Consider the following 24,973-nt stretch of genomic DNA (forward strand, 5'->3'; position numbering starts at 1 on the left):
GCCGGCATAAAACAAATTTTCAATTAACCATATACGCTTTAAAATTTGCTAAACTGGTACTAAAGAAGGTGAATCTATGAACATTACAATTATTGGGGCAGGTTCAATCGGTCTACTGTTTGCTGCAAAACTAACTGAACTTGGCCATGATATACATATCATCAGCCGGCATCAAATTCAAAGTGATGAGCTTTCGTCTCATGGTATTACACTGTATAACGGAATTAAAACGAATATATTGAAGGTATCTTCAAGCCATTTATTAGAGCATGGAAAAGATCGTGATTGTTATATTGTGACTGTTAAACAATATCAATTAGAGGCGTTAATTCCATTTTTATCTTCTCTCCCCGCTTCCGTACCTATTATTTTTACACAGAACGGAATGTCGCACCTGAAGATAACTGAAACTCTCCCTCAGCACCACATTTTTGTCAGTACGGTTGAACATGGAGCAGAAAGAATATCAGACAGAGAAGTTCGTCACAATGGAATAGGGAATTGGAGAATTGCAGCAGTAAAGGGACAAACAGATGTCCTTTCCTCTCTCATAAGTAGTAAAGATCATACATTCCCAATTGAATTCTATTTAGATTATTATCCTTTACTGGCAGATAAAGTGATTAAAAATATCGTCATCAACTCACTTACTGCTCTGTTTGATGTGAAAAATGGGGAGTTAATCAACAACCCGCACCTGCACAAGCTCCTGTATTCTCTTTATCAAGAAATGATGAGTGTTTTTTCTGATCTAACTGATCCCCCCTCTTTTGCTGAAATTGAATCACTCTGCAGCAGAACAGCTGAAAACAGCTCTTCTATGAGAACGGATTTAAGGCTGAACAGACCTACTGAAGTGGATGCGATTATTGGATTTGGTCTTCAAAAAGGAAGAACGGAGGGATGCAGCCTGCCGGTGACAGCCTTTATTTATGAAAGTATTCTAGCGATTGAATATAGAAAGGGGATCAGGCATTGACCAACGCTATTGCGTTTGTACTCTCAATTTTTATTATTATGCCCTTTTTAGTTTATCTCCTGCTTTTTTCAATTACAAAATGGCTGACGGGTAATCACAAGTACGCAGTTAATCTCGCTGTCTACTGTTCGACGCCATTTGTTATAGGTTCTGTCTATTTTCTAATGCTTGCAATCTGGGAACAGTCTTTTTTGTGGCTGATTCTTATTCTTATGGCTTTTATAGGCATCTATTTAGCTTTTTATATCTGGAAGAACAATGATGATTTTGATTGGCAGAAAATCTATCGAGGGTTTTGGAGAATGAATTTTGCTCTTTTTACCCTTGTTTACGGAATCCTTATCGTTTTTGGATTATTGTACAGTGTAATCAGATCAAATAGTTAACAAAGATAAGAGGATTTCAGATAAGGGGAACTACAGTATAATTGATTCTTTTCCTAAAGAAATTTATCAGCCTGACCGGGTTGATTTTTCTGAAGCATCTTCTTTCGTATTTAAAGCCCCAAATGCTATACTCTTTAAGAAGAATGTCCGAAAAAGGGGTTTTAAGCTATGCTATTTGAAAATATATCACTTCCGGCTATCCAGCCGTTCGCCTCTCGCTATCTGAAAAAGGATGAAAAAGTCCTAGCGAATTTTCACTACAGATACGATGGTCAGGAAGCCTATACTAAGCGGTTAAAAGATTTGCAGGAACGCTCCTTTCTACGGGCAGAGCTCGCTGATTGTATAGCAGCGTATATGAAACCATTCCCATCAAGCGACGCAGTCGAACAATCACTTGCTGATTTGCGGTCAGAGGGTGTTGTTGTAATAGGCGGTCAGCAGGCTGGGTTATTAACTGGCCCGCTTTATTCCATACATAAGGTGATTTCCATCATCCAATTAGCAAAAATGCAGTCTCAAAAACTGAATGTCCCTGTCATACCGGTTTTTTGGATAGCAGGGGAAGACCATGATTTTATGGAAATAAATCATGTTTACGTGGAAAGAGACGGGAAGCTGGACAAAAAAGGCTATTCAGAGCGTGTACTGGATAAAAGGATGGCTTCAGATACACCATTTGAAAAAACGTCTATGAAAAAATGGGTCAGATCTATTCTTAGAGATTTTGGTGAAACTTCCCACACAGCTGATTTGATTGAAGTGCTGGATGAGGCCATTGAAAAATCGAACTCTATTACTTCTCTGTTTGCTTTTATTATTATGGCACTTTTTAAAGAAGAGGGACTGTTAGTGATTGATTCTGCTGACAAAGGACTTAGAAATATCGAACAGCCATTTTTTCAAAAGCTTCTTGAGCAAAGCGATGCAGTTACCACATCGGTTTTAAAGCAGCAGGACTTATTGAAAAAAGAGGGCTATCAGTCCTTAATTGATATTGCTGACAATGCCGTTAATCTATTTATAAATGTTAATGGAGAGCGTATTTTGCTTGTTAAGACTTCTGAAGGATACGAGGATAAAAATGGAGGAAACAAATTTACAAATGATGAGCTGACTGAGCTCATGAAAAAAACTCCTCACTTATTCAGTAATAACGTAGTGACCCGTCCTCTTATGCAGGAATGGCTGTTTCCTTCACTTTCCTTTATTGCGGGTCCTGGAGAAATTGCTTATTGGGCCGAATTAAAAAGTGCGTTTGAAAAGCTTGGAATGACAATCCCTCCAATCATGCCAAGATTGAACATGACGATTGTGGAAAGGGATGTTCAGCAAAAACTCTCTGAATTAAATCTTCCCATCGATAAAGTTTTATCAAGTGGTATAAAAAAAGAGAAACAGCACTTCTGGGATAATGTAAAAGATGAAACGATGGAAGAATATATAGAAGAAACACAAACCATGATGATGGATCAATATCGCAAAATGAAACAAATAGCACAGGATCTGCATCCTGGACTGCCTGACATCGTTGAAAAAAACCTGGCGATTCATAATAAGCAATTAACTTATTTGAAGCGGAAAGCAAATGACTATGTAGCATTTAAGCATCAGGTAGAGCTTTTAAAATATGATCAGGTTGAAAGCAGACTCAGACCCGAAGACGGACCACAGGAGCGTATTTGGAACGTGTTTTATTTTATGAACAAATACGGGATCGAGTTTGTCTCTGAATTAGTTCAGCTCGATTTTCAATTTGATCATAACCATAAGGTCGTTTATGTATAAACATTTTAAAACTTAAAGAAAGTATTAAAGGTGTGAGGGTAGCGGAAGGTGGCGACTCCAGCAGGAGATGACGGTTAGTTGAGCCTTTACAGGTCAGCGCCCTGGAAAAGCTCCCCATCCCTGCAGAAAGCGCCCTAAGTGCAGCGAACCGGTCAAAGAGACTGTGACATTTTTGTCACGGTCTCTTTTTTTTATTATTCTTCATTTGAATACGCAAGAAAATATAGAATTTTTCTAGATAAAAGAAAAGTATTCTTATAATTCAGAAATATTTAAATTAAAAATTTTATCCTTCTCTATTTCCCAGATTACAGTTGTGTTAGAATGTAAAGAAAGAAGTGGTACGAAGTGGGGGACTGTGGTACATTTAGGTGGAGAGGTGGGAAAGACGCATGTTCATGGGAGAATATCAACATAATATTGATACCAAAGGCAGAATTATTGTTCCTGCTAAATACCGTGAATATGTGGATGATGTCTTTGTCATAACCAGAGGACTTGATCAATGTCTTTTCGGCTATCCTATGAATGAATGGCGCCGCCTTGAAGAAAAAGTTCGTTCACTTCCTGTAACAAAAAAGGATGCCCGTGCATTTGCGAGGTTTTTCTTTTCTGGAGCTGTAGAGTGTGAAATTGATAAGCAGGGCCGTATTAACCTTCCTAAAAACTTACTTGATTACGCGAAAATCGAAAAGGAATGTATGATCCTTGGAGTATCAAGCAGGATTGAAATTTGGGGGAAATCCATTTGGGAAAATTATTTGGATGAGCAGGAGGACTCTTTTGCAGAAATTGCAGAGAATCTGATTGATTTTGATTTATAAACGCAAAGAAATATTGAGGTGACCCCGAAATGTTCGATCACACAACTGTATTGTTAAAAGAAACGGTGGATGGTCTGGCTGTAAAACCAGATGGAGTGTATGTGGACTGTACACTTGGCGGAGCCGGACACAGTGAATATCTTTTGTCCAAACTGTCTGTAAATGGAAGATTATATTGTTTTGATCAAGATCAGACAGCCATTGATAATGCACGGAAGAAATTAGAGTCTTATGAAGGCCAGGTTACGTTTATTAAAGCTAATTTCCGTTTTTTAAAAGAGGAATTAGCTCTGCTGGATGTACATGAAGTGGACGGAATCTTATACGATCTTGGCGTTTCATCGCCCCAGCTGGATACGCCGGAAAGAGGCTTCAGCTATCACAATGATGCTCCTCTTGATATGAGAATGGACCAATCTGCACCTCTGACGGCGAAGATGGTGGTCAATGAATGGGCGTTTGAAGATCTGGTACGGATTTTTTACCGGTATGGAGAAGAGAAATTTTCTAAGCAGATTGCCCGCAAAATCGAAGCTGCAAGAGAAGAAAAAGAGATTGAAACCACTGGCGAATTAGTTGAATTAATCAAGGATGGAATTCCTGCACCAGCAAGGCGAAAAGGCGGACATCCAGCAAAACGGGTGTTTCAGGCAATCAGGATTGCGGTCAATGATGAATTAGGTGTAGTTGAAGAATCTCTGGAACAAGCCATGGAGATTTTAAAACCGGGCGGGCGGATCAGTGTGATTACATTCCATTCACTCGAAGACAGGATCTGCAAAACCATGTTTAAAAAAGCCTCACAGGGGCCTGAGCTTCCGCCGGGATTTCCAGTGATACCGGAAGAATACAAACCAATGCTCAAATTGATTACACGCAAGCCTATCGTTGCCAGCACTGAAGAACTTGAAGTGAATAACCGCTCCAGATCGGCAAAACTCAGAATTGTAGAGAAAAACATATAAAAAATTGATGGGGGGAATTAGAATGGCAAATACTGCAAGGCAGTACAAAGAATATCAATCAGCAGAACAAGTAAAAAAAGTCAGAGTGGTGAAGCAGAGAACCTCTCCTTTTACGTTAGGTGAAAAGGTGATTGCAATGGTTTTTGTTGCTTTTGTATGCATAGCGAGTCTGCAAATCATTACCGCTCAGGCGGAAATATATAATACTAACAAAGATATACAAAACCTTGAGACGACAATCGTTAGTCAGCAGAATATCAATGATGACTTATCTATTCAAATCAGCCAGATGAGTACATATGAGCGAGTATGGGAAAAGGCAAAAGAGCTTGGATTAACGCTTGATGAAGCAAATGTGAAGGTTGTTCAGCAGCCATGAAATCGGCTTTGAAAACAGTAAAAAAAAATTGGGGCGCCTACCTGTTATTTTTGGTATTTGGTGCTCTCTTTTTTATTTTACTTACAAGGTTCTTGACCCTTCAGATCACTGGTGAAGCAGAAGGCCGCAATCTAGCTGCTCAGGCGGAGGCTCAATATGCAAGAGAGCGCACGCTTGAAGCAGAAAGAGGCAAAATAGTAGACAGGCATGGTGAAGTCATAGCTGAGGACACATCTGCCTACAAAATTGTCGCGGTTCTTAATGAAGAAATGAAAACAAATGCAGGAGATCCGAATTATGTAGAGGATCCTGAACAAACGGCTGAGATTTTATCTGAGCATCTTTCAATAGAAAAATCAGAAATTCTTGAGACACTTGAACAGGGGATTGCGAATGAACGTTTTCAAGTGGAATTTGGTCCTGAAGGGAAAGATATTCCTTTGGAGATTAAAAGTGCTCTCGAGGATCTTGAATTGCCTGGTATTTTCTTTTTGGAGGATTTAAAGAGGTTTTATCCAAATGGAATCTTCTCCTCTCATTTGGTCGGATTCGCCCGTCCTGAGGAACAGGCAGACGGAACAGTTGATGCAGTCGGTCAAATGGGAATCGAGAAAAATCTAAACAAATATCTCCAAGGTAAAAATGGGAAAATGGAATACGAAGTAGATGCAAGAGAATTTTTCCTTCCTTCCGGAGAAGAAACGATACAAAAAGCTAAAGATGGAAACGATGTTTATTTAACACTCGACAAAAAAGTCCAGACATTTCTTGAGGATGCAATGAGTCAGGTTGCAGAGGAATACAATCCAAAACAAATGTATGCAGTTGTTGCAGATCCAAAAACTGGTGAGATTCTTGCAATGAGTCAGCGCCCGACATTTGATCCTGACTCAAGGGAAGGACTTTCAGATAACTGGTTAAACCAAATTGTTGAAAGCACCTTTGAACCTGGATCAACATTTAAAGCATTTTCTCTCGCTGCAGCTGTGGAAGAAGGCGTATTTAACCCAAATGCTGTATATCAGTCCGGGACATATGATGTTTTAGGAACAGTTATAGGCGACCATAACAACGGAGCTGGCTGGGGAGAAATCAGTTATCTTGAAGGCGTGCAGCGCTCTTCCAACGTGGCGTTTGCCAAACTGCTTGAATCAATGGGGGAAGACCGCTATGAAAGTTATCTTGAAGCGTTTGGTTTCGGTTCCCCAACGGGTATAGATTTACCGAACGAAGCTGGAGGAAATATACTATATGATTGGCCAATCGAAAAAGTGACCACTGTTTTTGGTCAAGGAACGACTGTCACCCCTCTTCAAATGATTCAGGCTCAGACAGCTGTTGCAAACGACGGAAAGATGATGACTCCATACGTTATTTCTAAGATTGTTGACCCTAATACAGATATGACCATTCACAAAGGAGAGCCTGAGGTTTCTGGCGAACCTATTTCAGCTGAAACGGCAGCAAAGGTAAGAGAATACCTGGCAACAACTATTACATCTGAGAACGGTACAGGACAGCCCTTTGCTATTCCAGGCTATGAAGTTTCCGGAAAATCAGGGACTGCACAAATACCGGATCCTGACACAGGAAAGTACATGCAGGGAAGAAGTAATTACCTGTTTTCTTTCATGGGTATGGCCCCTGCAGATGATCCGGAGCTAATAGTTTATGTGGCAATTCAACAGCCGTCTATCGGCAATTCCGAAATCGGATCAGATCCGGTTTCAAAAGTGTTTAATCCGGTTATGCTCAACAGCTTGAAATATTTAAATATTGAACCGGCAGAAGCACCTTCGGCTAAGGCTGTAGCCATTGAAAATTATGAAGGTGAAAACGCTGGAGAGATTAAAAAAGCTTTGGAAGAACAAGGGATTGAAACGGTGCTGTTGGGAAATGGTGAAACAGTCATTGGCCAGTCATCGAAAGACACTTCGCTGCTTGCTGGTGAGAAATTTATTTTATTAACAGACGGGGAACTGACTATACCGGATGTAAGCGGGTGGTCTGTACGAGACGTAATTAAAATGGCCAGCCTTGCTAAGCTGGAAATTAATACAGCAGGCTCCGGTTATGCACAAAAACAAAGTATTAAACCGGATACCCCAATTTCCGGTGATGAACCGCTCATTGTTTCATTTGGAACGAATGACCAGCAGCAAAGCAGTGAAACTGATGAAGAAGACCTTGTACAGGATTAACTGAAAAGAGTAGAAATTGCACCAATTATTTATAGATGTTCAGAGTTTAAGGCGGCATTACAGGGCAAAACCCTGAAAACGTAAGCGCCGCTCCTGCAAAGTGAAAAGTATTAAACCGGTCAAAAGCCTGAGACAGTGTCTCAGGCTTTTTTGTCATTACTTTCTACTCCATTCATATACATAAAGTATTACGAAAATGGAGGATTGTGCTCCTTGAAAAAGATCACAAATCGAATGGTTAAAAAAAGACTGGCACTGGCTCTTCTGCTCTTTTTAACTGGAATCGTTATTTTATCAGGACGGATGTTTATTGTTCAGTTTATCTCCCATGACACTTTATTAAAAAAGGCATTAAGCAGCTGGAGCAGAGAACTGCCGATGGAAGCGGAAAGAGGGTTGATTTACGACCGGAATGGCGAACCGATTGTCACGAATAAACTGGCACCAAGTTTATTTATTATCCCAAGACAGATAGAAGACCGAAAAGCAGCGGCTGAAATGCTAGCTGAAGTCCTGGAGATGCCGCTTGAAAAAGCAGTGGAATTTGTAGAAAGAAAAGGCTCAATGGAAAAGCTTCATCCAGAAGGAAGAAAATTGTCATTTGAACAAGTAAGGCAAATAGAAAAAGCCGAATTAAAAGGCATTTATATTGCAGATGATTTTGAAAGGCAGTATCCCAACGGACGCTCTCTTGCTCACGTTCTTGGTTTTATTGGGGTGGACAACCAGGGGTTATCGGGCCTTGAACTTATGCATGATAAAATGCTGAATGGTGAAAAAGGAGCAATTGAACTTTACACAGATGCAAAAGGCAGAGATATGGAAGATATGAGTGCAAATTATAATCAGCCTGAAAAAGGAAATGATCTGTATTTAACAATAGATCAGGATATTCAATCCATCTTGGAACGCGAACTAACAAATGCTCAAATTCAATATGAGCCTGATCAAATGCTTGCTGTTGCCATGAATCCTAAAACTGGTGAAATTTTAGGAATGGCCAGCAGACCGGATTTTCATCCCTTAACGTATCAGGATGCTAATCCTGATATTTATAATCGCATTTTACCTGTATGGAGTACGTATGAGCCGGGGTCAACCTTTAAGATTATAACGCTTGCAGCCGCTTTAGAAGAGGGAAAAGTGGATCTTGAAAATGAACAATTTTATGATTCAGGCTCCGTTGAAATTGCAGGTACTCACTTGCATTGCTGGAAAAGAGAGGGACATGGCCAGCAGACTTTTCTCGAGGTAGTTCAAAACTCATGCAATCCCGGTTTTATTGAGCTGGGAAATCGTCTTGGAAAAGAAAAACTATTTGAATATATTCATAACTTTGGATTTGGGGACAAAACAGGCGTTGATCTGCAGGGAGAAGCGAGCGGTATTTTATTTTCACTGGATAATGTAGGTCCGTTGGAGCTTGCCACTACAGCCTTCGGTCAAGGGGTTTCCGTTACCCCGATTCAGCAGATTACAGCGGTGTCAGCAGCCATTAACGGCGGACACTTGCCGACGCCTCATATTGCAAAAAAATGGGTTAATGGAGACACAGGCGAGGTGATTAAAGAAATTGAGCCTGAAATAAAAAGACAGGTCATATCGGAAGAAACCTCGAAAAAAGTCAGGGAAGCACTTGAAACTGTAGTTGCTCAAGGGACAGGCCGGGGAGCTTATGTTGAAAATTACAGAGTTGGCGGGAAAACAGGAACAGCTCAAAAAGTTAAAGATGGAAGGTACATGGACGACAGCTATATCGTTTCATTTATTGGTTTCGCGCCAAGTGACGATCCGGAGTTAATTGTTTATATTGCCATCGATCACCCTAAGAATACAGTCCAGTTTGGAGGAGTGGTAGCAGCGCCAATTGTCGGGAATATTCTTGAAGACGGCCTGAGAACGCTGGGGGTGGAACCGAGGAAAACACAGGTTGAAAAATCAGTGCGCTGGCTTGATCCGGTCACGTATAAAGTGCCTGATTTAATTGGTGTTACGACGAAAGAATTAAAGGATATGCTTCTTCCGCTTAAACTGGAAGTAGAAGGGACTGGTCCAAAAGTCATTGAGCAATCTCCAAAAGCAAATGTAACTGTTAACGAGGGGACCACAGTCCGGGTTATGATGGGCGGGGGAGAATAAGATGTATGGAACTCGAATGCAAAGTAAGCTACAATGAAAATATTCGGATGTGACGGAGTAAGGAGTGAAAAAATGAGACTTTCAGAGCTGGTAAGCTGCCTTCCATTTTATGATATGAAAGGACCAACTTCTGATCCAGATATACAGGCGATTTCACATCACCACAAAAATGTAAAAAAAGGAACACTCTTTATAGCAATGAAGGGAGAGCACAGGGATGGCAAGGATTTTATCCAGCAGGCAGTTCTAAATGGAGCAGCAGCAGTCATTTGTGATCAGGAAATGACACTATCCATTCCTGTAGTACAAGTTAGGAATCCAAGGCATGCACTTGCTCAAATCGTTAATTTATTTTACGGCTACCCAAGCTTTAAAATGAATATCATTGGTGTAACAGGTACTAATGGCAAGACGACCGTTTCCCATATGATTCAGTCTATTATTGAGACGGCCGGTGAGCATACAGGGGTTATAGGAACACTTTATATGAAACAGGGAACAGAATCGAAGGTAGCTGTAAATACAACGCCTGATAGTCTGCTTCTGCAGCAAACACTTTGTGGTTTTTTAGAAAAAAAGGTGACGACTTCCATTATCGAAGTGTCGTCCCATGGATTGGCACAGGGAAGACTGTTCGGCTGTGATATTGACATAGCGGTATTTACTAATTTAACACAGGATCATTTAGATTATCATGGGTCGATGGACCATTACCGATGGTCAAAAAGCCTTTTGTTTTCTCAGCTGGGTCATCAGCACTACAATGGACTTCCGAAATTTGCGATCGTAAACGACGATGACCCTTTTTCAGATATGGTGAGGCAGGCGACATCTGCTCACATTATCTCCTACGGTTTGCATGATAGATCAGACGTGTATGCAAGCAATATCCGGTACGGGAGGCATTCGACCGAATTTACCGCGCATACACCGGTAGAGTCAAAAACCATTACACTGCCTGTTGTGGGGATTTTTAATGTTTATAATGCGCTTGCATCGATAGCTGCTACATTCGCGAGGAGAATTCCTTTGACAATAGCTGCAAACGGACTTGAGCAAATGCAGAGTGTACCTGGCAGATTTGAAATAGTGGAAGCAGAACAGCCTTATACGATTATTGTGGATTATGCCCATACGCCTGACAGCCTTGAAAATGTCCTGCAGGCGATTGTTAAAATGAAAGCTGCCAGAACATTCGTGGTGGTGGGCTGTGGAGGAGACAGAGACCGGAGTAAAAGGCCTCTGATGGCAAAAGTGGCGTGCGGTTATGCAACCGATGTAATTTTTACCTCAGACAATCCGCGATCCGAATCCCCGCTCGAAATTATTAGAGACATGGAAGATGGCGTCACAGGTCAAACATATACCGTAATACCTGACCGTAAAGAAGCAATAGCTTATGCGATCAGCCAGGCAGCAGAAGATGATATTATCCTCATTGCGGGAAAGGGACATGAAAAAGTTCAAATCATTGGAGAAACGTTGATCCCGTTTGATGACAAGCAGGTCGCTTATGAATTAGTCAAAGGGTCCACTTCTTAAATGACTGCCACATAAAGCATCTGATCAATGATTTTCCTTTATACAAAGTGATGACACTTTTAAAAGGAATAATTGACAGATGTTTTTTGCTATCCATATTAAATTTGTAAAGAAAAAATTCTTTACGTTCAGTTAATTCACTACTATTATAATATGGGGAGTTCTGATCATACGTAAACGGTCAGAACATGGTAAACTATCTGTAAAATGATACATAGGTGTTGAATTTTGTTAGGAGGATCAAGCATGTCAATTTGGGCAATATTTGCTGCTTTGTTTGGAGCTTTTTTTGTAACAGTAGCAGTGTCACCACTTTTTATTCCATATTTAAGAAGATTAAAATTCGGTCAGAGCATACGTGAAGAAGGACCGGAATCCCATCAGAAAAAATCCGGCACCCCTACAATGGGCGGAATCATTATACTCTTCTCCATTTTAATTACCACTTTAGCAGTAGGAGCCTTGTGGAATATTCTTAACGTCACAATGTTTTTATTGTTAATGGTCACTATTACATTTGGAATCCTTGGATTTCTGGACGATTTCATTAAAGTAGTAATGAAAAGAAATCTTGGTTTAACTTCTCTTCAAAAACTTATTGGGCAGATTGTCATTGCCATCATCTTTTATTTTATTTTTCAAGCCAATGGATTTTCGTCTGTTATCACCATTCCTTTTACAAACGTCGAATTTAATCTAGGCGTCATTTATGTTGGGTTTGTGATTTTCTGGCTTGTCGGATTTTCAAATGCAGTCAATTTAACAGACGGTCTCGACGGTTTAGTTTCAGGAACAGCAGCGATTGCTTTTAGTGCATTTGCGATTATAGCGTGGCAGCAGGAACAGATTGCATTGACCGTTTTCTGTATGGCGGTTGTAGGGGCTGTGCTTGGATTTCTTGTATTTAATGCTCACCCTGCCAAGGTGTTTATGGGAGACACAGGTTCATTGGCTCTTGGAGGAGCAATCGGCACCGTTTCTTTACTTGCCAAGCAGGAAGTTTTGCTGCTTCTAATCGGTCTTGTATTTGTCCTTGAAACTCTATCTGTCATCATGCAGGTTACTTCATTTAAATTAACAGGCAAACGAATCTTTAAAATGAGTCCTCTGCATCACCACTTTGAGCTAGTCGGCTGGTCCGAATGGAAAGTTGTAACAGTTTTCTGGACTGCAGGACTTGTTGTAGGAATATTGGGCGTATGGATAGGAGTGTCTGGCTGATGAAAAAAATCACAACATATCAAAATAAAAAAATATTAGTAGTAGGCCTGGCAAAAAGCGGGGTTGCCGCATCTTTGCTGCTTCACCGTCTGGGCGCTTTCGTGACCGTAAATGACTGGAAGCCGCTGTCAGAAAATAAAGAGGCGCAGTCTCTTTTAGATGCGGGAATTAAGGTTGTGTGCGGAAGTCATCCAGTTGAACTGCTGGATGAAGGATTTGAATTAATCGTTAAAAACCCCGGTATACCCTATACGAATGATCTGATTAGAGGGGCGATTGAAAAAGGGCTGCCCGTGATTACAGAGGTGGAGCTGGCTTATCAAATTAGTGATGCACAAATGATTGGAATAACAGGGACGAACGGAAAAACAACAACGACTACCCTCGTGCATCATATGCTTGAGGCGGAAAAGAAAAAGGTTTACATGGCTGGAAATATAGGAACGGTGGCATGTGAAGTCGCTCAGGAAGCGGAAGAAAACGATACGATGGTAGTGGAACTTTCTTCCTTCCAGTTGATGGGGATCGAAACGTTTAAGCCTTCTATTGCTATTATTACAAATCTATATGAAGCCCATTTAGACTATCATTCCTCCGTACATGAGTACGCAGAAGCAAAAGCAGCTATCACGCGCAATCAGACAGAGGAGGACTATCTGATTGTAAATGCAGATCAGCCCGAATTGATGGACCTGATCGGGCGTACGAAGGCTCAGCTGCTCCCTTTCTCAACCAAAAATGAAGTCAGCGGCGGGTTGTATGTAATGGATAACGGCATTTATTTCAAAGATGAATTTATTATCTCATTATCGGAAATTGTGCTTCCTGGTGCCCATAATCTTGAGAACATTTTATGTGCTATTGGGGCAGCGAAGCTATCAGGTGTCAGTAACCAAGCAATCACGCAGGTTCTGTCGACTTTTACAGGTGTTCGGCACCGGACGCAATTTGTCAGGGAGTGGAACGGAGTAAAGTTTTACAATGATTCAAAGGCCACCAATTCGCTCGCAACGAAAAGTGCGTTAAATGCATTTTCACATCCTACGATTCTTCTTTGCGGAGGACTGGACCGGGGCAGTGATTTTAATGATCTTCTTCCATTTCTTACAAATGTCAAATCAATGGTGGCATTCGGTCAGACAAGTGAAAAAATGCTGGAACTTGGAAAGAGGGCAGGCATAAAAGAGCTGTGGTCTGTCAGCGGCGTAGAGGAAAGTGTTATCAAAGCTGCAGAAATTGCAGTTCCAGGTGATATTGTTCTGTTGTCTCCGGCATGTGCCAGCTGGGATCAGCACCCGACCTTTGAAGTAAGAGGAGACATATTTATTGACGGGGTGAATAAGCTTTAAAAGGGCGTTTACCTGCTCAATCTTTCACTGTGAGGCTAAAAGGTTATGGACCGATGGCTCGTTGCTCTTGTCTGTTCCTGTGTGGTGTTTGGGATTGTCATGATTGATAGTGCAAGTTCGGTATGGGCGCTTGATCGTTTTGGAGATGCCCATTTTTTTTCGAAAAGACAAGCTATCTTTGCGGTGGCTGGAATTTTCCTGATGTTATTTTTAGCTAATTATAATTATTGGCAATGGAAAAAGTATGCTTGGTTTGTATACGGTGGAGGCATCTTGCTTTTAATACTGGTATTGATCCCCGGTGTGGGCCTGGTGCGTAACGGTTCACAGAGCTGGCTGGGAGTCGGCCCGTTATCGCTGCAGCCATCTGAATTTGCAAAAATTGGTGTATTGCTGCTGCTGGCAAAAAATTTAGAGGAAAGCCGGCATCCGGTTACTCATTTCCGGAAAGGAATGGCGCCTCACCTATTTTTACTGCTTATACCCTTTGGCATCGTCATGCTGCAGCCCGATTTGGGAACAGGTACAGTCATATTAGGAACGGGACTGGCCTTGCTTTTTTTAGCGGGAGCGCCATACCGGTTTTTTGCAGGTTTAATCTTCTTAGGTATTGCAGGTTTTGCTGCTTTAATTATCTCAGCTCCTTACAGGCTGCAGCGTATTGTCTCTTATCTGGATCCCTGGGAAGATCCTCTTGGTGCAGGATTCCAGATGATTCAGTCCTTGTACGCGATTGGACCCGGTGCACTATTCGGCTTTGGGCTGGGAGAAAGCAGACAGAAATACTTTTATCTGCCTGAACCTCAAAATGACTTTATATTCGCCATTGTCGGGGAGGAGCTTGGGTTTTTCGGAGGCGTTCTCCTTCTACTGATGTTCAGTGCAATCGTTTGGAGAGGAATCATTATCGCTTTGCATGCCCCTGATCAATTCGGACAGCTGCTGGCAGGAGGAATCGTTCTCATGATCGGAATACAGGTTATGATCAATGTAGCCGTTGTGATCGGACTCATTCCTGTTACAGGCATTACGCTTCCTTTTATGAGCTATGGGGGATCTTCTCTGGTTCTGGTATTGTTATCCTGCGGAATTTTACTTAATATCAGCAAGAACAAAAAAACATTATAGCATTCCTGGGCAGTAAAGCAGTTTGAGGTGTAACTCAAGCTGCTTTCTTTGCGTCTAAAACATTATGAAGTTCAAACATGGATGCTCATTCGCTGTTTTGAAGTGTATGCATTTGGAATACTAATAAATTGAACACCACTATGCCCGGCACAACCATTCGGGAATTATCATTAACTAATAAAAAGAGATGCTCAGATAAAACGCAGACAGGTACCCCAAAATCGTGTTTGTAGACTGATTTATTTTACATTTTAATGACGAAGGGTTTTCAGTTATATTTTCTTTGATTAGAATAGTGTAGTATAGGGAAAGAACATACTCGTGGTCATTTATAGTCAAAGCAGTACACTGCGAATATCTGATGCTTTAAGGAGAGAAAGTATGGAGAAGTTTATTAACGAAATAACAGCTGCAGAAATAGGGAAGATTTCTTCAGACGAACATTTAACTAATCATACAACGATGAAAGTTGGAGGCCCGGCAGAGATTTTCGTTGAGCCTGCTTCTATTGAAAAATTACAAACACTTATGAAGCTCATTAACCGGTATAATATAGATTGGCGGGTAATCGGCCGGGGGTCGAATTTGTTAGTAAGCGATAAGGGAATCCGCGGAGTAGTGATAAAGCTTGGAAAAGGACTGGATCATCTTGAAGTAGATGGGACCACCATTCGGGCTGGCGGGGGCTTTTCAATTATTGTTTTGGCCACTAAAATGGCACGTGAGGGGCTTAGCGGTCTCCAGTTTTCCAGCGGGATTCCGGGATCTGTTGGAGGTTCCGTCTATATGAATGCAGGTGCTCACGGCTCTGATATATCAAAGGTGTTAACGAGAGCGCATATCCTGTTTCCAGATGGCAGTATGGAATGGCTCACAAATGAGGAAATGAAGTTTTCTTATCGTACTTCAATCCTTCAGGAAGAACGTCCCGGAATTGTAATAGAAGCAGAGTTTAAACTTACAGAAGCGACACCGGAAGAAATTAAAGCTGAAATGAAAAAATATAAAGACTACAGAAAAGAAACTCAGCCATGGAACCACCCTTGTTCAGGAAGCATTTTCCGAAATCCTCTGCCTGAATATGCAGGTCAACTTATTCAAAGTGCGGGGTTAAAAGGCTTTCAGATAGGCGGTGCTCAAGTATCTGAACTTCACGGCAACTTTATCGTAAACGCAGGTGGAGCCACTTCTAAAGATGTTCAGGATTTAATTAAGCACATAAAACACACCATACTGGATGCAAACGGGGTTGAAATTGAAACAGAAGTTGAGTGGGTTGGAGAAGAAGCACCATTTAAAAACAAGCTTGATTCATAAAACCTGACTTGCTAGTGTCCGGATATGGACGGAATTAGATTGTGGTTTGTTCCAAAAAAGGGGAGTGTTGAATCGATGGGCAGAAAGCCAGTCGTTTCACTTGAAGATCGAGTCCCACAGTTAAAACAGCGCAGAAGAAAAAAAGCAAATCGCCGTATGTTAGCTGTGGTGATGTTATTTGTATTAATTATTCTCGTCATCCTGTATTTCCAATCTTCATTCAGCAAGGTGCAGCAATTTTCGATTGAAGGAACAGAGTGGCATACGGATGAAAAAGTCATAGAAGCCACTGGTGTAAATATCGGGGATTCCTATTGGACTACTGATGCACAAGCTGTAGAAGACAGTCTGCTTTCACAATTGGAAGTGGAATCAGCGGAAGTAACAAAAAAATTTCCTACAACATTTACTGTTAAAATCAATGAGTATGACCACGTTGCATTTATTCAGCAGGATCAGCAATTTGTGCCCGTCCTTGAAAACGGGGCGTTAATGGATGCGGTGCCATCTAATGAACTGCCCAGTCATGCTCCGCTGCTGTTTGGGTTTGTTTCGGACTCTGTATTAAAAGAGATGGCAGGCGCTTTGTCCAAACTCCCCGCAGAAGTACAGCAGTCGGTCTCAGAAGTCCACTTAACCCCAGATGATACAGATGCAGGCCATATCAGTGTATACATGAATGACGGATTTGAAGTTTCTGCTATTATCGACACGTTTGCCGAAAAAATGGAACATTATCCATCCATTATTACGCAGCTTGACCCGGATGTTAAAGGTATAATTGATCTGGAGGTTGGTTCCTATTTCCGCGCTTATGAAACTTCAAATGAAGAAGTTCAGGAATCAGTTGAAGATGAGGAAGCAGCAGGCGAAGAAGAGGGCCAATAATACTTTAAGAGACGAATTCTGTTAAATGGGAGCCTGGATTTATATAGCTGAACTTGCAACTTTTAATCATTTAATAAAAAAGCTGCTGTTGCAGGGATCTGTTTCAGCTGTCAACTATCAGGCTGGAGGAAAGCGGATTTCAGTTTGAAACCCTGGTATTTAAGTAGGCTAATTTACCGATCTTTTACTATTGCAAGATAAACAGATTACGAATAAATTGAGATTTCACTTTCCTCTTAAACTCCGCTGCAAGGGACTTATGTCTTTGGCAGCGGAACAGGATGGTCAAGTTTTAATTGACAGGATTTTTTTTAAAATCATACTTGCTGCAAGTTTGGCTTTTCTAGCCGTTCATCTTGGTGTAGACTTGTTAGTAACAGCCATTTTTGCATTCAGAGTGCGATTTCCAGCATATTGCTGTTGTTTACTGAATGTTTTCACGAAAGTGGTCAGAAAGAAACTTGTAGCAGATACAGATTTATAAAAGCTTAAAGGCTTTTTTTGCAGAATAAAACAAACAAATAAAATTCGAGTAGTAAATAATTTGAATTGCTTTTGAGGGAGGTGCCACAGGATGAATAATAATGAGTATTTTGTAAGTCTGGATATCGGGACATCTAATGTAAAAGTTATTATTGCCGAATTAGTACATGACTCTCTCAATATCATCGGAGTGGGAAATGTGCAATCTGAAGGGATACGTAAAGGATCCATCGTAGATATTGACGAAACGGTCAGATCCATCCAAAAAGCTGTAGATCAGGCGGAAAGAATGACAGGTCTTGATATACATAATGTTATAGTCGGGATTCCGGGAAATCATGTAACTCTTCAGCCCTGTCATGGAGTAGTGGCAGTGTCAACTGAAGATAAGGAAATCAGGGATGAAGATGTGGCACGTGTCATAGATGCCGCACAAGTCATGCCAATTTCTCCGGAAAGAGAAATTATTAATATTGTTCCAAGACAATTTATTGTAGACGGGCTTGATGAAATAAAAGATCCAAGAGGAATGATAGGGGTTCGTCTTGAAATGGAAGGCACCGTTGTCACCGGATCAAAAACGATGCTTCATAATATCCTTAGATGTGTGGAGCGGGCAGGACTTGAAATCGCAGACATTTTCCTGCAGCCGCTTGCTGCCGGAACAATTGCATTATCTAAAGATGAGCAGAGTCTTGGCACAGCCATCATTGATATTGGAGGGGGATCAACGAGCATAGCTGTTTTTGAACAGGGGAATCTTGTTGCTACTTCCATTGTGCCTGTCGGCGGTGAACATATCACTAAGGACCTTTCAATAGGACTCAGGACGACGACAGATGATGCTGAATCTATAAAAGTTAAACATGGTCACGCATTCTATGATTATGCTTCCGAAGAGGAAGTTTTTAGTGTTCCAATCATTGGAAGTGATCAGCATCAGCAATTTAACCAGCTTGAAATTTCTGATATTATTGAAGTAAGATTAGAAGAAATGTTTGATTTGGTAGTAAACGAATTAAAGAGATTAAATGTGCACTCTCTGCCGGGAGGATTTGTTTTATCCGGAGGAGTAGCAAACATGCAGGGAATCCTTGAACTTGGACAAGCAGTACTGCAAAATCAGGTGCGTGTAGCGATTCCAGATTATATTGGTGTCAGAGAACCACAATATACAACAGCTGTAGGCTTAATTAAATATGCTCATAAACACGCCAAGCTGCAGGGAAGGCTCGATAAGCAGCCTTCTGCATCCGAATACGAAGGTGCCGGTGATCATTCGTCAAAAAAACAACCGGACTCTAGACCAAAACAGCCCAAACCGAAGCAAAAGACCGAAGAAGGAAAATTCAAGAAGCTCTTAGGATACTTTTTTGAATAACCTTTCAGAAAAAGTAATTTGGATGAATTAGGAGGACTTATGATGTTGGATTTTGATACGAATGTAGATTCCTTGGCAACTATAAAAGTCATCGGTGTAGGAGGCGGCGGAAACAATGCCGTCAATCGAATGATTGAGCACGGGGTACAGGGTGTAGAGTTTATCGCTGTGAATACTGATGCTCAGGCATTGAACCTGTCTAAAGCAGAAATTAAGATGCAAATTGGAGGCAAGCTGACCCGCGGTCTGGGAGCCGGAGCAAATCCCGAAGTAGGCAAAAAGGCTGCTGAAGAAAGCCGCGAACAGATTGAAGAAGCAATCAAAGGCGCTGATATGGTATTTGTAACTGCAGGTATGGGTGGCGGTACAGGAACTGGAGCGGCACCTGTAATTGCTCAGATTGCACGTGAATTGGGCAGCCTGACTGTAGGTGTTGTCACACGGCCATTTACCTTTGAGGGACGTAAACGTGCCAACCAGGCTGGCGGCGGTATAGGCGCCATGAAAGAAGCAGTAGATACATTGATTGTTATTCCAAATGATCGTCTTTTGGAAATCGTGGATAAGAGTACACCAATGCTTGAAGCATTTCGTGAAGCGGATAATGTTCTGCGTCAAGGGGTACAGGGCATTTCAGATTTAATTGCTGTGCCTGGTCTGATCAATCTGGACTTTGCAGATGTTAAGACGATTATGTCCAATAAAGGTTCTGCATTAATGGGAATCGGTGTTGCCTCAGGCGAAAACAGAGCATCGGAAGCGGCTAAAAAGGCAATTTCAAGTCCTCTTCTTGAGACGTCCATTGATGGAGCTCAAGGTGTATTGATGAACATAACAGGCGGGAATAATCTCAGCCTTTATGAAGTTCAGGAAGCGGCTGATATTGTTGCGAGTGCTTCAGATCAGGAAGTCAACATGATTTTTGGTTCTGTAATCAGGGAAGATTTAAAAGAAGAAATACTCGTTACAGTAATTGCTACAGGTTTCAGTGAAAACCTGAACCAGCAGCAAAAGCCATCACGTCCTCAAATGGGTGGACAAGTACGGCAGCAGCCAGCTTCTATGGCACCAAAAAGAGAACGGGATTTGGACCGAGAAGCTTCCCGTGACAGAGACAGAGACCGGGATAGAGACCGTGATAGAAATCGCGACAGAGATGAAGCATCTTCTCATGATCAGCCGTCACGCCCTTCTCAGCAGCCTGTGGAAGATACGCTCGACATTCCGACATTTCTGCGCAACCGTAATCGCAGAAGAAATTAATTAGTAACCAGCAGGAGACTGGGTTCCTTTAGGAGCTCAGTCTCTTTTTTTGTGTAAAAAAAAAGATCAATTTATTCAGTCTGAGCACAGCAGCATGCAGTGTCGAAACTTTTAAACGTGAAATCAGCCAGCAGAAAACAGGTACAATAGGCAATTTACTGTTGATAAATCCGGGGGCTTTACCTTTTGAGTTTATAGGAGAAGGAACTTATTTCCCCCAACCTGATAGTGAGTTGGAATAATAGGTCTTTTTTTGAGGGTTTTTAAAGAAATATTTATTCCTTTCCATTATCAATTTTGACAATTTTCTCTTTTTAGAAGCGCTATACTTTGGTTCAAAGAAAGGGGGGACACCATAGATGCTTCATGTTGAAGCGCTGTGGGCGTTAAATTCCTGGGTGGACTTTTGTGTAATTTGGATGGCAGGACGACTGCTGAATCAACCCCCAAGATGGAGACGCTTTTTATTCGTCACTTCTCTTAGCACCATTTGTCAGATCGTCATCATGCTGCTTCACTTACCCCATGTATATGAACTTTTATTTTTGCTTTTCTTTACTCCGGTGATGGCAGCTGTATCGTTTCGCCTCAACGGAATGGCTCATGTGTTTAGAGCATGTCTGATTTTATGGGGATGTTCAACTTTAGCTGGAGGTCTTATGTATGCTGCAGAGAGGGTGCTGAATCAGTCTTTGTCAGTATTTATATCTCATCAGTCCATCTCTCAATTTATTCTTCTTTCCCTTATTCTTATAGCAGCAATGGTTAGCATGAATAAAGTCGTAGCCTCCTTACAGATGAACCGGATCCAGGAAAGCTTTACGTATAAAGTGGAAATTGAGGTGAACGGACAAGCCTGGAGTGGATTTGGATTTCTGGACAGTGGAAATCATGTGATTGACCCTTTTACTAAATCACCTGTTGTGTTTGCGGATTTAAAAGTTGCTTCAGAACTTTTACCTGATTTTATTGCTCATTCCCTCACTGGCAATCAATTTGTGAACTGGCCTGAAAACTGGCAGAAAAAAGTCCGTCTTATTCCAGCCAGAACGGTACATTCAAGCAGTCAGATGATGACAGGGATTTTATGCGATCGCGTAGCTTGTTCTGTTAATGGCAAAGAATTTTCATTAACGAACGTGCCGGTTGTCTTTACCAATCAATCTCTCCTATTTGAAGAAAAATGCAATTGTCTTTTAAATCCTCTGCAGCTCTTGCCTTGTCACCAAATATAGGGAGTGAAGAAAATGATACTTATCCAAGCAAAGAGAACGGTTCAACTATGGCTGATTGAAACGTCAAATAAACTGGGCGTTAAAGTAAAAGATATATTTTATATTGGGGGAAGTGAAGCACTGCCTTCCCCGTTAGACAGAGAAGAAGAGGCAGTCGTCCTATTAAAGCTTTCTCAGGGGGATGAAGCAGCACGATCGACATTAATTGAACGAAATCTCAGGCTTGTCGTATATATCGCAAGAAAATTTGAAAATACGGGAATCAATATTGAAGATTTAATCAGTATAGGCACCATTGGGTTAATTAAAGCCATAAACACCTTTGATTTAGAGAAAAAAATAAAGCTGGCAACTTATGCTTCAAGATGTATTGAAAATGAGATCCTGATGTATTTAAGAAGAACGAATAAATTGCGTTCTGAGGTATCGTTTGATGAACCACTGAATACAGATTGGGACGGAAATGAGCTTTTGCTTTCCGATGTTTTAGGAACAGATAATGACCTGATTGTAAAAGATATCGAGTCAAGAATGGACCGCGTTCTTCTTAAACAGGCATTGAATATCCTTGATGAGAGAGAAACATTTATTATTGAATGCAGATTTGGACTGAACGGACAGCAGGAACACACACAAAAAGATGTAGCAGATTTAATGGGAATATCGCAATCATATATTTCAAGGCTTGAAAAAAGAATTATTCGCCGTTTGCAAAAAGAAGTAAGCAAAATGGTCTGATTTATACCCTCCAAATACAGGTAATTTTAAAACCGAATATTTTTTTCTCCGGGGGAAATACTGAACGAGAACCCATACTCCCGACTGGAGGAAAAAACATGGCACGCAATAAAGTATTAATTTGTGGAGTCGATACCTCAACATTACCGATTTATAAAAATGAAGAAATGAGAAAGATTTTTACAGATTTACAAAGCGGCAATGAATATGCGAGAGAAAAATTAGTGTATGGGAATATGCGGCTGGTCCTGAGTGTCATTCAGCGATTTTCTCATAGAAATGAAAACCCTGATGATTTATTTCAGGTAGGCTGCATCGGACTGTTGAAGTCTATTGATAACTTCGATCTGGGACAAAATGTACGATTTTCAACTTATGCAGTACCGATGATTATCGGGGAGATCAGGAGATACCTAAGGGACAACAATCCAATTCGAGTATCGCGGTCGCTGAGGGATATTGCCTATAAGTCCCTTCAGGCAAAAGAGCAATTAATCAGCGAAACCTCTAAAGAACCAACGATTGAGGAAATAGCAGCACGGATTGAAATGCCTAAAGAAGATATCCTGTTTGCACTGGATGCCATTCAGGACCCGGTTTCACTGTTTGAACCGATCTACCAGGATGGCGGTGATCCCATTTATGTTCTCGATCAGGTGAAAGATGACCGTACGAGCGATGAACAATGGGTGGAAGATCTTTCAATAAAAGAAGGCATGCACCATTTAAATGACAGAGAAAAAATGATTATTCAAAACCGATTCTTTTATGGAAAAACTCAGATGGAAGTTGCAGATGAAATCGGCATTTCACAGGCTCAGGTTTCCAGATTAGAAAAAGGCGCCATTAAACAAATGAATAGATATGTGCATTAGAGGGGAGATAAGTGTTCTCCTCTCTTTTTTTTGCATAAAATAGGTGCATAGAGGAGGCGTTTTACATGAGAATATCGGAATTGCAGCAAAAAGATGTTGTGTCTGTTTCTGATGGAAAAAGACTCGGCCCCATTTCAGATATTGATATCAATGTAAAAACAGGGATGATCGAAGCGATTATTATTCAGGGCAACGGCAATTGGAAGGGCTGGTTCAGCAAAGGCGGAGAAGTGACGATCCCATGGAAGGACTTAGTAAAAATCGGCAATGACGTCATTTTAGTAAGAGGACAAATTCTCCAGGATACCATCGATACAATTTGAGCTTAAGTTTCATTATCCATAATCGCAAGGGATGTGATACACTTTAAAAAAATATATGGGTGGGACCTCAAGTGACAATGATCAGGGAACGTTCAGAAACATTTTTGTCTATAAAAAAATGGAAAGAGCAATTACCCGGACTGACGGCTGTCTTTTCAACGAAAAACGGCGGGTTCAGTGAAAAAGAATTCGCCTCCTTAAACACCGGAATGCATGTACAGGATGACGAAAGCCAAGTGATTCAAAACAGGAACAAATTAGGAATGCATGCCCGCGCGCCAATTGAAAACTGGGTATGTGCAGAACAGGTCCATGGGTCCATTATCAAAAAAGTGCATAGCAAACATAAAGGCAGAGGTACAACAAATTACTTTAATGCCATTCCCGGCACTGACGGGTTATGGACGTTTGAAACTAATTTATTTTTATCACTTTGTTTTGCTGATTGTGTTCCTCTCTATTTTGCAGAACCCGATTCAAAATTTATCGGAGTTGCTCATGCAGGATGGAAAGGGACCGTTCAAAATATAGCAGGAAAAATGATTCAGCAGGCCATTGAAAACAAGGTGGATCCAGCTCGAATTCAAATATACATTGGGCCATCCATCGGAAAATGCTGCTATGAAGTCAATGATGCAGTAGCAAACCAGGTTCAGTTTTGTTTAAACAGGGCAGAACACAGCAGTCTGACCAGGAAGGTAAATGGGAAATACAACCTGGATTTAAAGCAGCTTAATAAACAGCTGCTGCTGGATGCAGGAATAAAAGAAGATCAAATTTCGCTGTCTTCAAGCTGTACCTCGTGTGAAAAAGAGTTGTTTTTTTCACATCGAAGAGATCATGGGAAAACTGGAAGGATGTCAGCGGTTTTAGGGTGGAGGGAATAACGAATGGATGTAGCAGAAAAGGCACAAACGATTGAAGCAAAGATTAAGCAGGCAGCTGAACGCTCAGGACGTTCAGCTGAACAAATACAGGTAGTGGCTGTTACAAAATACGTTTCAAATGAAAGGGCTATAGAAGCAGTACAAGCCGGATATCGTCACCTTGGCGAAAACAGACTTGAAGGATTACTTGAGAAACAGGAATATCTTCAAGGGAAAGCAACGTGGCATTTTATTGGTTCTCTTCAGTCGAGAAAAGTGAAGGATGTTATTAATAAAATAGACTATCTTCATTCTCTTGACAGAATATCCCTTGCAAAGGAAATTCAAAAGCGGGCAGAAAAAAAGGTGCGTTGTTTTATTCAGGTAAATGTGTCAGGCGAAGGACAAAAACATGGTATTGAACCTGAAAAAGTATTAGATTTTATCGAACAGCTGTCGAAATATGATAAAATAGTTATTGAAGGTTTAATGACTATGGCTCCTAACACAAAGGATGAAGAAATCATAAGGAAATGTTTTCATGATTTAGCTCAAATTCAAAACCAAATACATACACGGCAAATGCCTAATGCTCCATGTAAAGAACTTTCTATGGGTATGTCCAATGATTATGAAATTGCTATTGAAGAAGGTTCAACTTTTATACGGATCGGAACGGCACTCGTAGGTGAATAAAGGAGGT

General features: G+C 41.1%; 22 protein-coding genes and 1 pseudogene. All 23 read left to right on the forward strand.

The window, feature by feature from the left end; all coding sequences use genetic code 11:
• The first annotated feature begins 76 nt into the window (after positions 1–76).
• A complete protein-coding gene (locus P6709_RS00440; RefSeq protein ID WP_278238914.1) occupies positions 77–979 on the forward strand; it encodes a 2-dehydropantoate 2-reductase in 903 nt (300 codons plus the stop codon).
• Entirely contained in the window at positions 976–1,365 is a 390-nt protein-coding gene (locus P6709_RS00445) for a DUF3397 domain-containing protein (protein ID WP_278238915.1), read from the forward strand. Before P6709_RS00440 ends, P6709_RS00445 begins: the two co-directional genes overlap by 4 nt.
• A gap of 168 nt (positions 1,366–1,533) precedes the next feature.
• Positions 1,534–3,153 carry a bacillithiol biosynthesis cysteine-adding enzyme BshC gene (gene bshC, locus P6709_RS00450; protein ID WP_278238916.1) on the forward strand — a complete coding sequence of 540 codons (1,620 nt, stop codon included), beginning with the start codon at positions 1,534–1,536 and terminating at the stop codon, positions 3,151–3,153.
• A gap of 392 nt (positions 3,154–3,545) precedes the next feature.
• Positions 3,546–3,977, forward strand: a complete 432-nt coding sequence (gene mraZ, locus P6709_RS00455; RefSeq protein ID WP_278238917.1) for a division/cell wall cluster transcriptional repressor MraZ — start codon at positions 3,546–3,548, stop codon at positions 3,975–3,977.
• 29 nt (positions 3,978–4,006) lie between these two features.
• On the forward strand, positions 4,007–4,942 hold the full coding sequence (rsmH, locus tag P6709_RS00460; protein WP_278238918.1) for a 16S rRNA (cytosine(1402)-N(4))-methyltransferase RsmH: 936 nt from the start codon (positions 4,007–4,009) through the stop codon (positions 4,940–4,942).
• A gap of 22 nt (positions 4,943–4,964) precedes the next feature.
• Positions 4,965–5,321 (forward strand): cell division protein FtsL, encoded by a 357-nt coding sequence (gene ftsL / locus P6709_RS00465; protein WP_278238919.1) that lies wholly within the window; start codon positions 4,965–4,967, stop codon positions 5,319–5,321.
• The gene (locus P6709_RS00470) at positions 5,318–7,522 is read left to right on the forward strand and encodes a penicillin-binding protein (protein ID WP_278238920.1); all 2,205 of its coding nucleotides are present in this window, start codon (positions 5,318–5,320) and stop codon (positions 7,520–7,522) included. The genes ftsL and P6709_RS00470 overlap by 4 nt, the downstream gene beginning before the upstream one ends.
• Positions 7,523–7,756: 234 nt before the next feature.
• Complete coding sequence (locus P6709_RS00475) at positions 7,757–9,661, forward strand: stage V sporulation protein D (protein WP_278239776.1); 1,905 nt, start codon at positions 7,757–7,759, stop codon at positions 9,659–9,661.
• Between the two features lie 72 nt (positions 9,662–9,733).
• Positions 9,734–11,203: a UDP-N-acetylmuramoyl-L-alanyl-D-glutamate--2,6-diaminopimelate ligase gene (locus P6709_RS00480; RefSeq protein WP_278238921.1), complete on the forward strand. Its 1,470-nt coding sequence runs from the start codon at positions 9,734–9,736 to the stop codon at positions 11,201–11,203.
• Between the two features lie 246 nt (positions 11,204–11,449).
• Positions 11,450–12,424, forward strand: coding sequence for a phospho-N-acetylmuramoyl-pentapeptide-transferase (gene mraY, locus P6709_RS00485; RefSeq protein ID WP_278238922.1), 975 nt, complete (start codon positions 11,450–11,452; stop codon positions 12,422–12,424).
• Positions 12,424–13,773, forward strand: coding sequence for a UDP-N-acetylmuramoyl-L-alanine--D-glutamate ligase (gene murD / locus P6709_RS00490; protein WP_278238923.1), 1,350 nt, complete (start codon positions 12,424–12,426; stop codon positions 13,771–13,773). Before mraY ends, murD begins: the two co-directional genes overlap by 1 nt.
• A gap of 45 nt (positions 13,774–13,818) precedes the next feature.
• Positions 13,819–14,901 carry a stage V sporulation protein E gene (gene spoVE / locus P6709_RS00495; RefSeq protein WP_278238924.1) on the forward strand — a complete coding sequence of 361 codons (1,083 nt, stop codon included), beginning with the start codon at positions 13,819–13,821 and terminating at the stop codon, positions 14,899–14,901.
• 381 nt (positions 14,902–15,282) lie between these two features.
• Positions 15,283–16,218, forward strand: coding sequence for a UDP-N-acetylmuramate dehydrogenase (gene murB / locus P6709_RS00500; protein WP_278238925.1), 936 nt, complete (start codon positions 15,283–15,285; stop codon positions 16,216–16,218).
• A gap of 75 nt (positions 16,219–16,293) precedes the next feature.
• Positions 16,294–17,106, forward strand: a complete 813-nt coding sequence (locus tag P6709_RS00505) for a cell division protein FtsQ/DivIB (RefSeq protein WP_278238926.1) — start codon at positions 16,294–16,296, stop codon at positions 17,104–17,106.
• Positions 17,107–17,413: 307 nt separating this feature from the next.
• Positions 17,414–17,537: pseudogene (locus tag P6709_RS00510) on the forward strand (DUF1290 domain-containing protein); the annotation flags it as partial.
• Positions 17,538–17,680: 143 nt separating this feature from the next.
• The gene (ftsA, locus tag P6709_RS00515) at positions 17,681–18,970 is read left to right on the forward strand and encodes a cell division protein FtsA (protein ID WP_278238927.1); all 1,290 of its coding nucleotides are present in this window, start codon (positions 17,681–17,683) and stop codon (positions 18,968–18,970) included.
• A gap of 42 nt (positions 18,971–19,012) precedes the next feature.
• Positions 19,013–20,233: a cell division protein FtsZ gene (gene ftsZ, locus P6709_RS00520; protein WP_278238928.1), complete on the forward strand. Its 1,221-nt coding sequence runs from the start codon at positions 19,013–19,015 to the stop codon at positions 20,231–20,233.
• A gap of 359 nt (positions 20,234–20,592) precedes the next feature.
• Positions 20,593–21,468, forward strand: coding sequence for a sigma-E processing peptidase SpoIIGA (locus P6709_RS00525; protein ID WP_278238929.1), 876 nt, complete (start codon positions 20,593–20,595; stop codon positions 21,466–21,468).
• A gap of 3 nt (positions 21,469–21,471) precedes the next feature.
• Positions 21,472–22,206, forward strand: a complete 735-nt coding sequence (gene sigE / locus P6709_RS00530) for an RNA polymerase sporulation sigma factor SigE (RefSeq protein WP_442905280.1) — start codon at positions 21,472–21,474, stop codon at positions 22,204–22,206.
• A gap of 98 nt (positions 22,207–22,304) precedes the next feature.
• On the forward strand, positions 22,305–23,081 hold the full coding sequence (gene sigG / locus P6709_RS00535) for an RNA polymerase sporulation sigma factor SigG (RefSeq protein WP_278238931.1): 777 nt from the start codon (positions 22,305–22,307) through the stop codon (positions 23,079–23,081).
• A gap of 65 nt (positions 23,082–23,146) precedes the next feature.
• Positions 23,147–23,404 carry a YlmC/YmxH family sporulation protein gene (locus tag P6709_RS00540; RefSeq protein WP_278238932.1) on the forward strand — a complete coding sequence of 86 codons (258 nt, stop codon included), beginning with the start codon at positions 23,147–23,149 and terminating at the stop codon, positions 23,402–23,404.
• A 77-nt stretch (positions 23,405–23,481) separates the two neighbouring features.
• Complete coding sequence (gene pgeF / locus P6709_RS00545) at positions 23,482–24,291, forward strand: peptidoglycan editing factor PgeF (RefSeq protein WP_278239777.1); 810 nt, start codon at positions 23,482–23,484, stop codon at positions 24,289–24,291.
• A 3-nt stretch (positions 24,292–24,294) separates the two neighbouring features.
• A complete protein-coding gene (locus P6709_RS00550; protein ID WP_278238933.1) occupies positions 24,295–24,966 on the forward strand; it encodes a YggS family pyridoxal phosphate-dependent enzyme in 672 nt (223 codons plus the stop codon).
• The last annotated feature ends 7 nt before the right edge of the window (positions 24,967–24,973 follow it).

Origin of the sequence: Jeotgalibacillus sp. ET6, from assembly GCF_029667115.1 — a bacterium.
Classification (GTDB): domain Bacteria; phylum Bacillota; class Bacilli; order Bacillales; family Jeotgalibacillaceae; genus Jeotgalibacillus.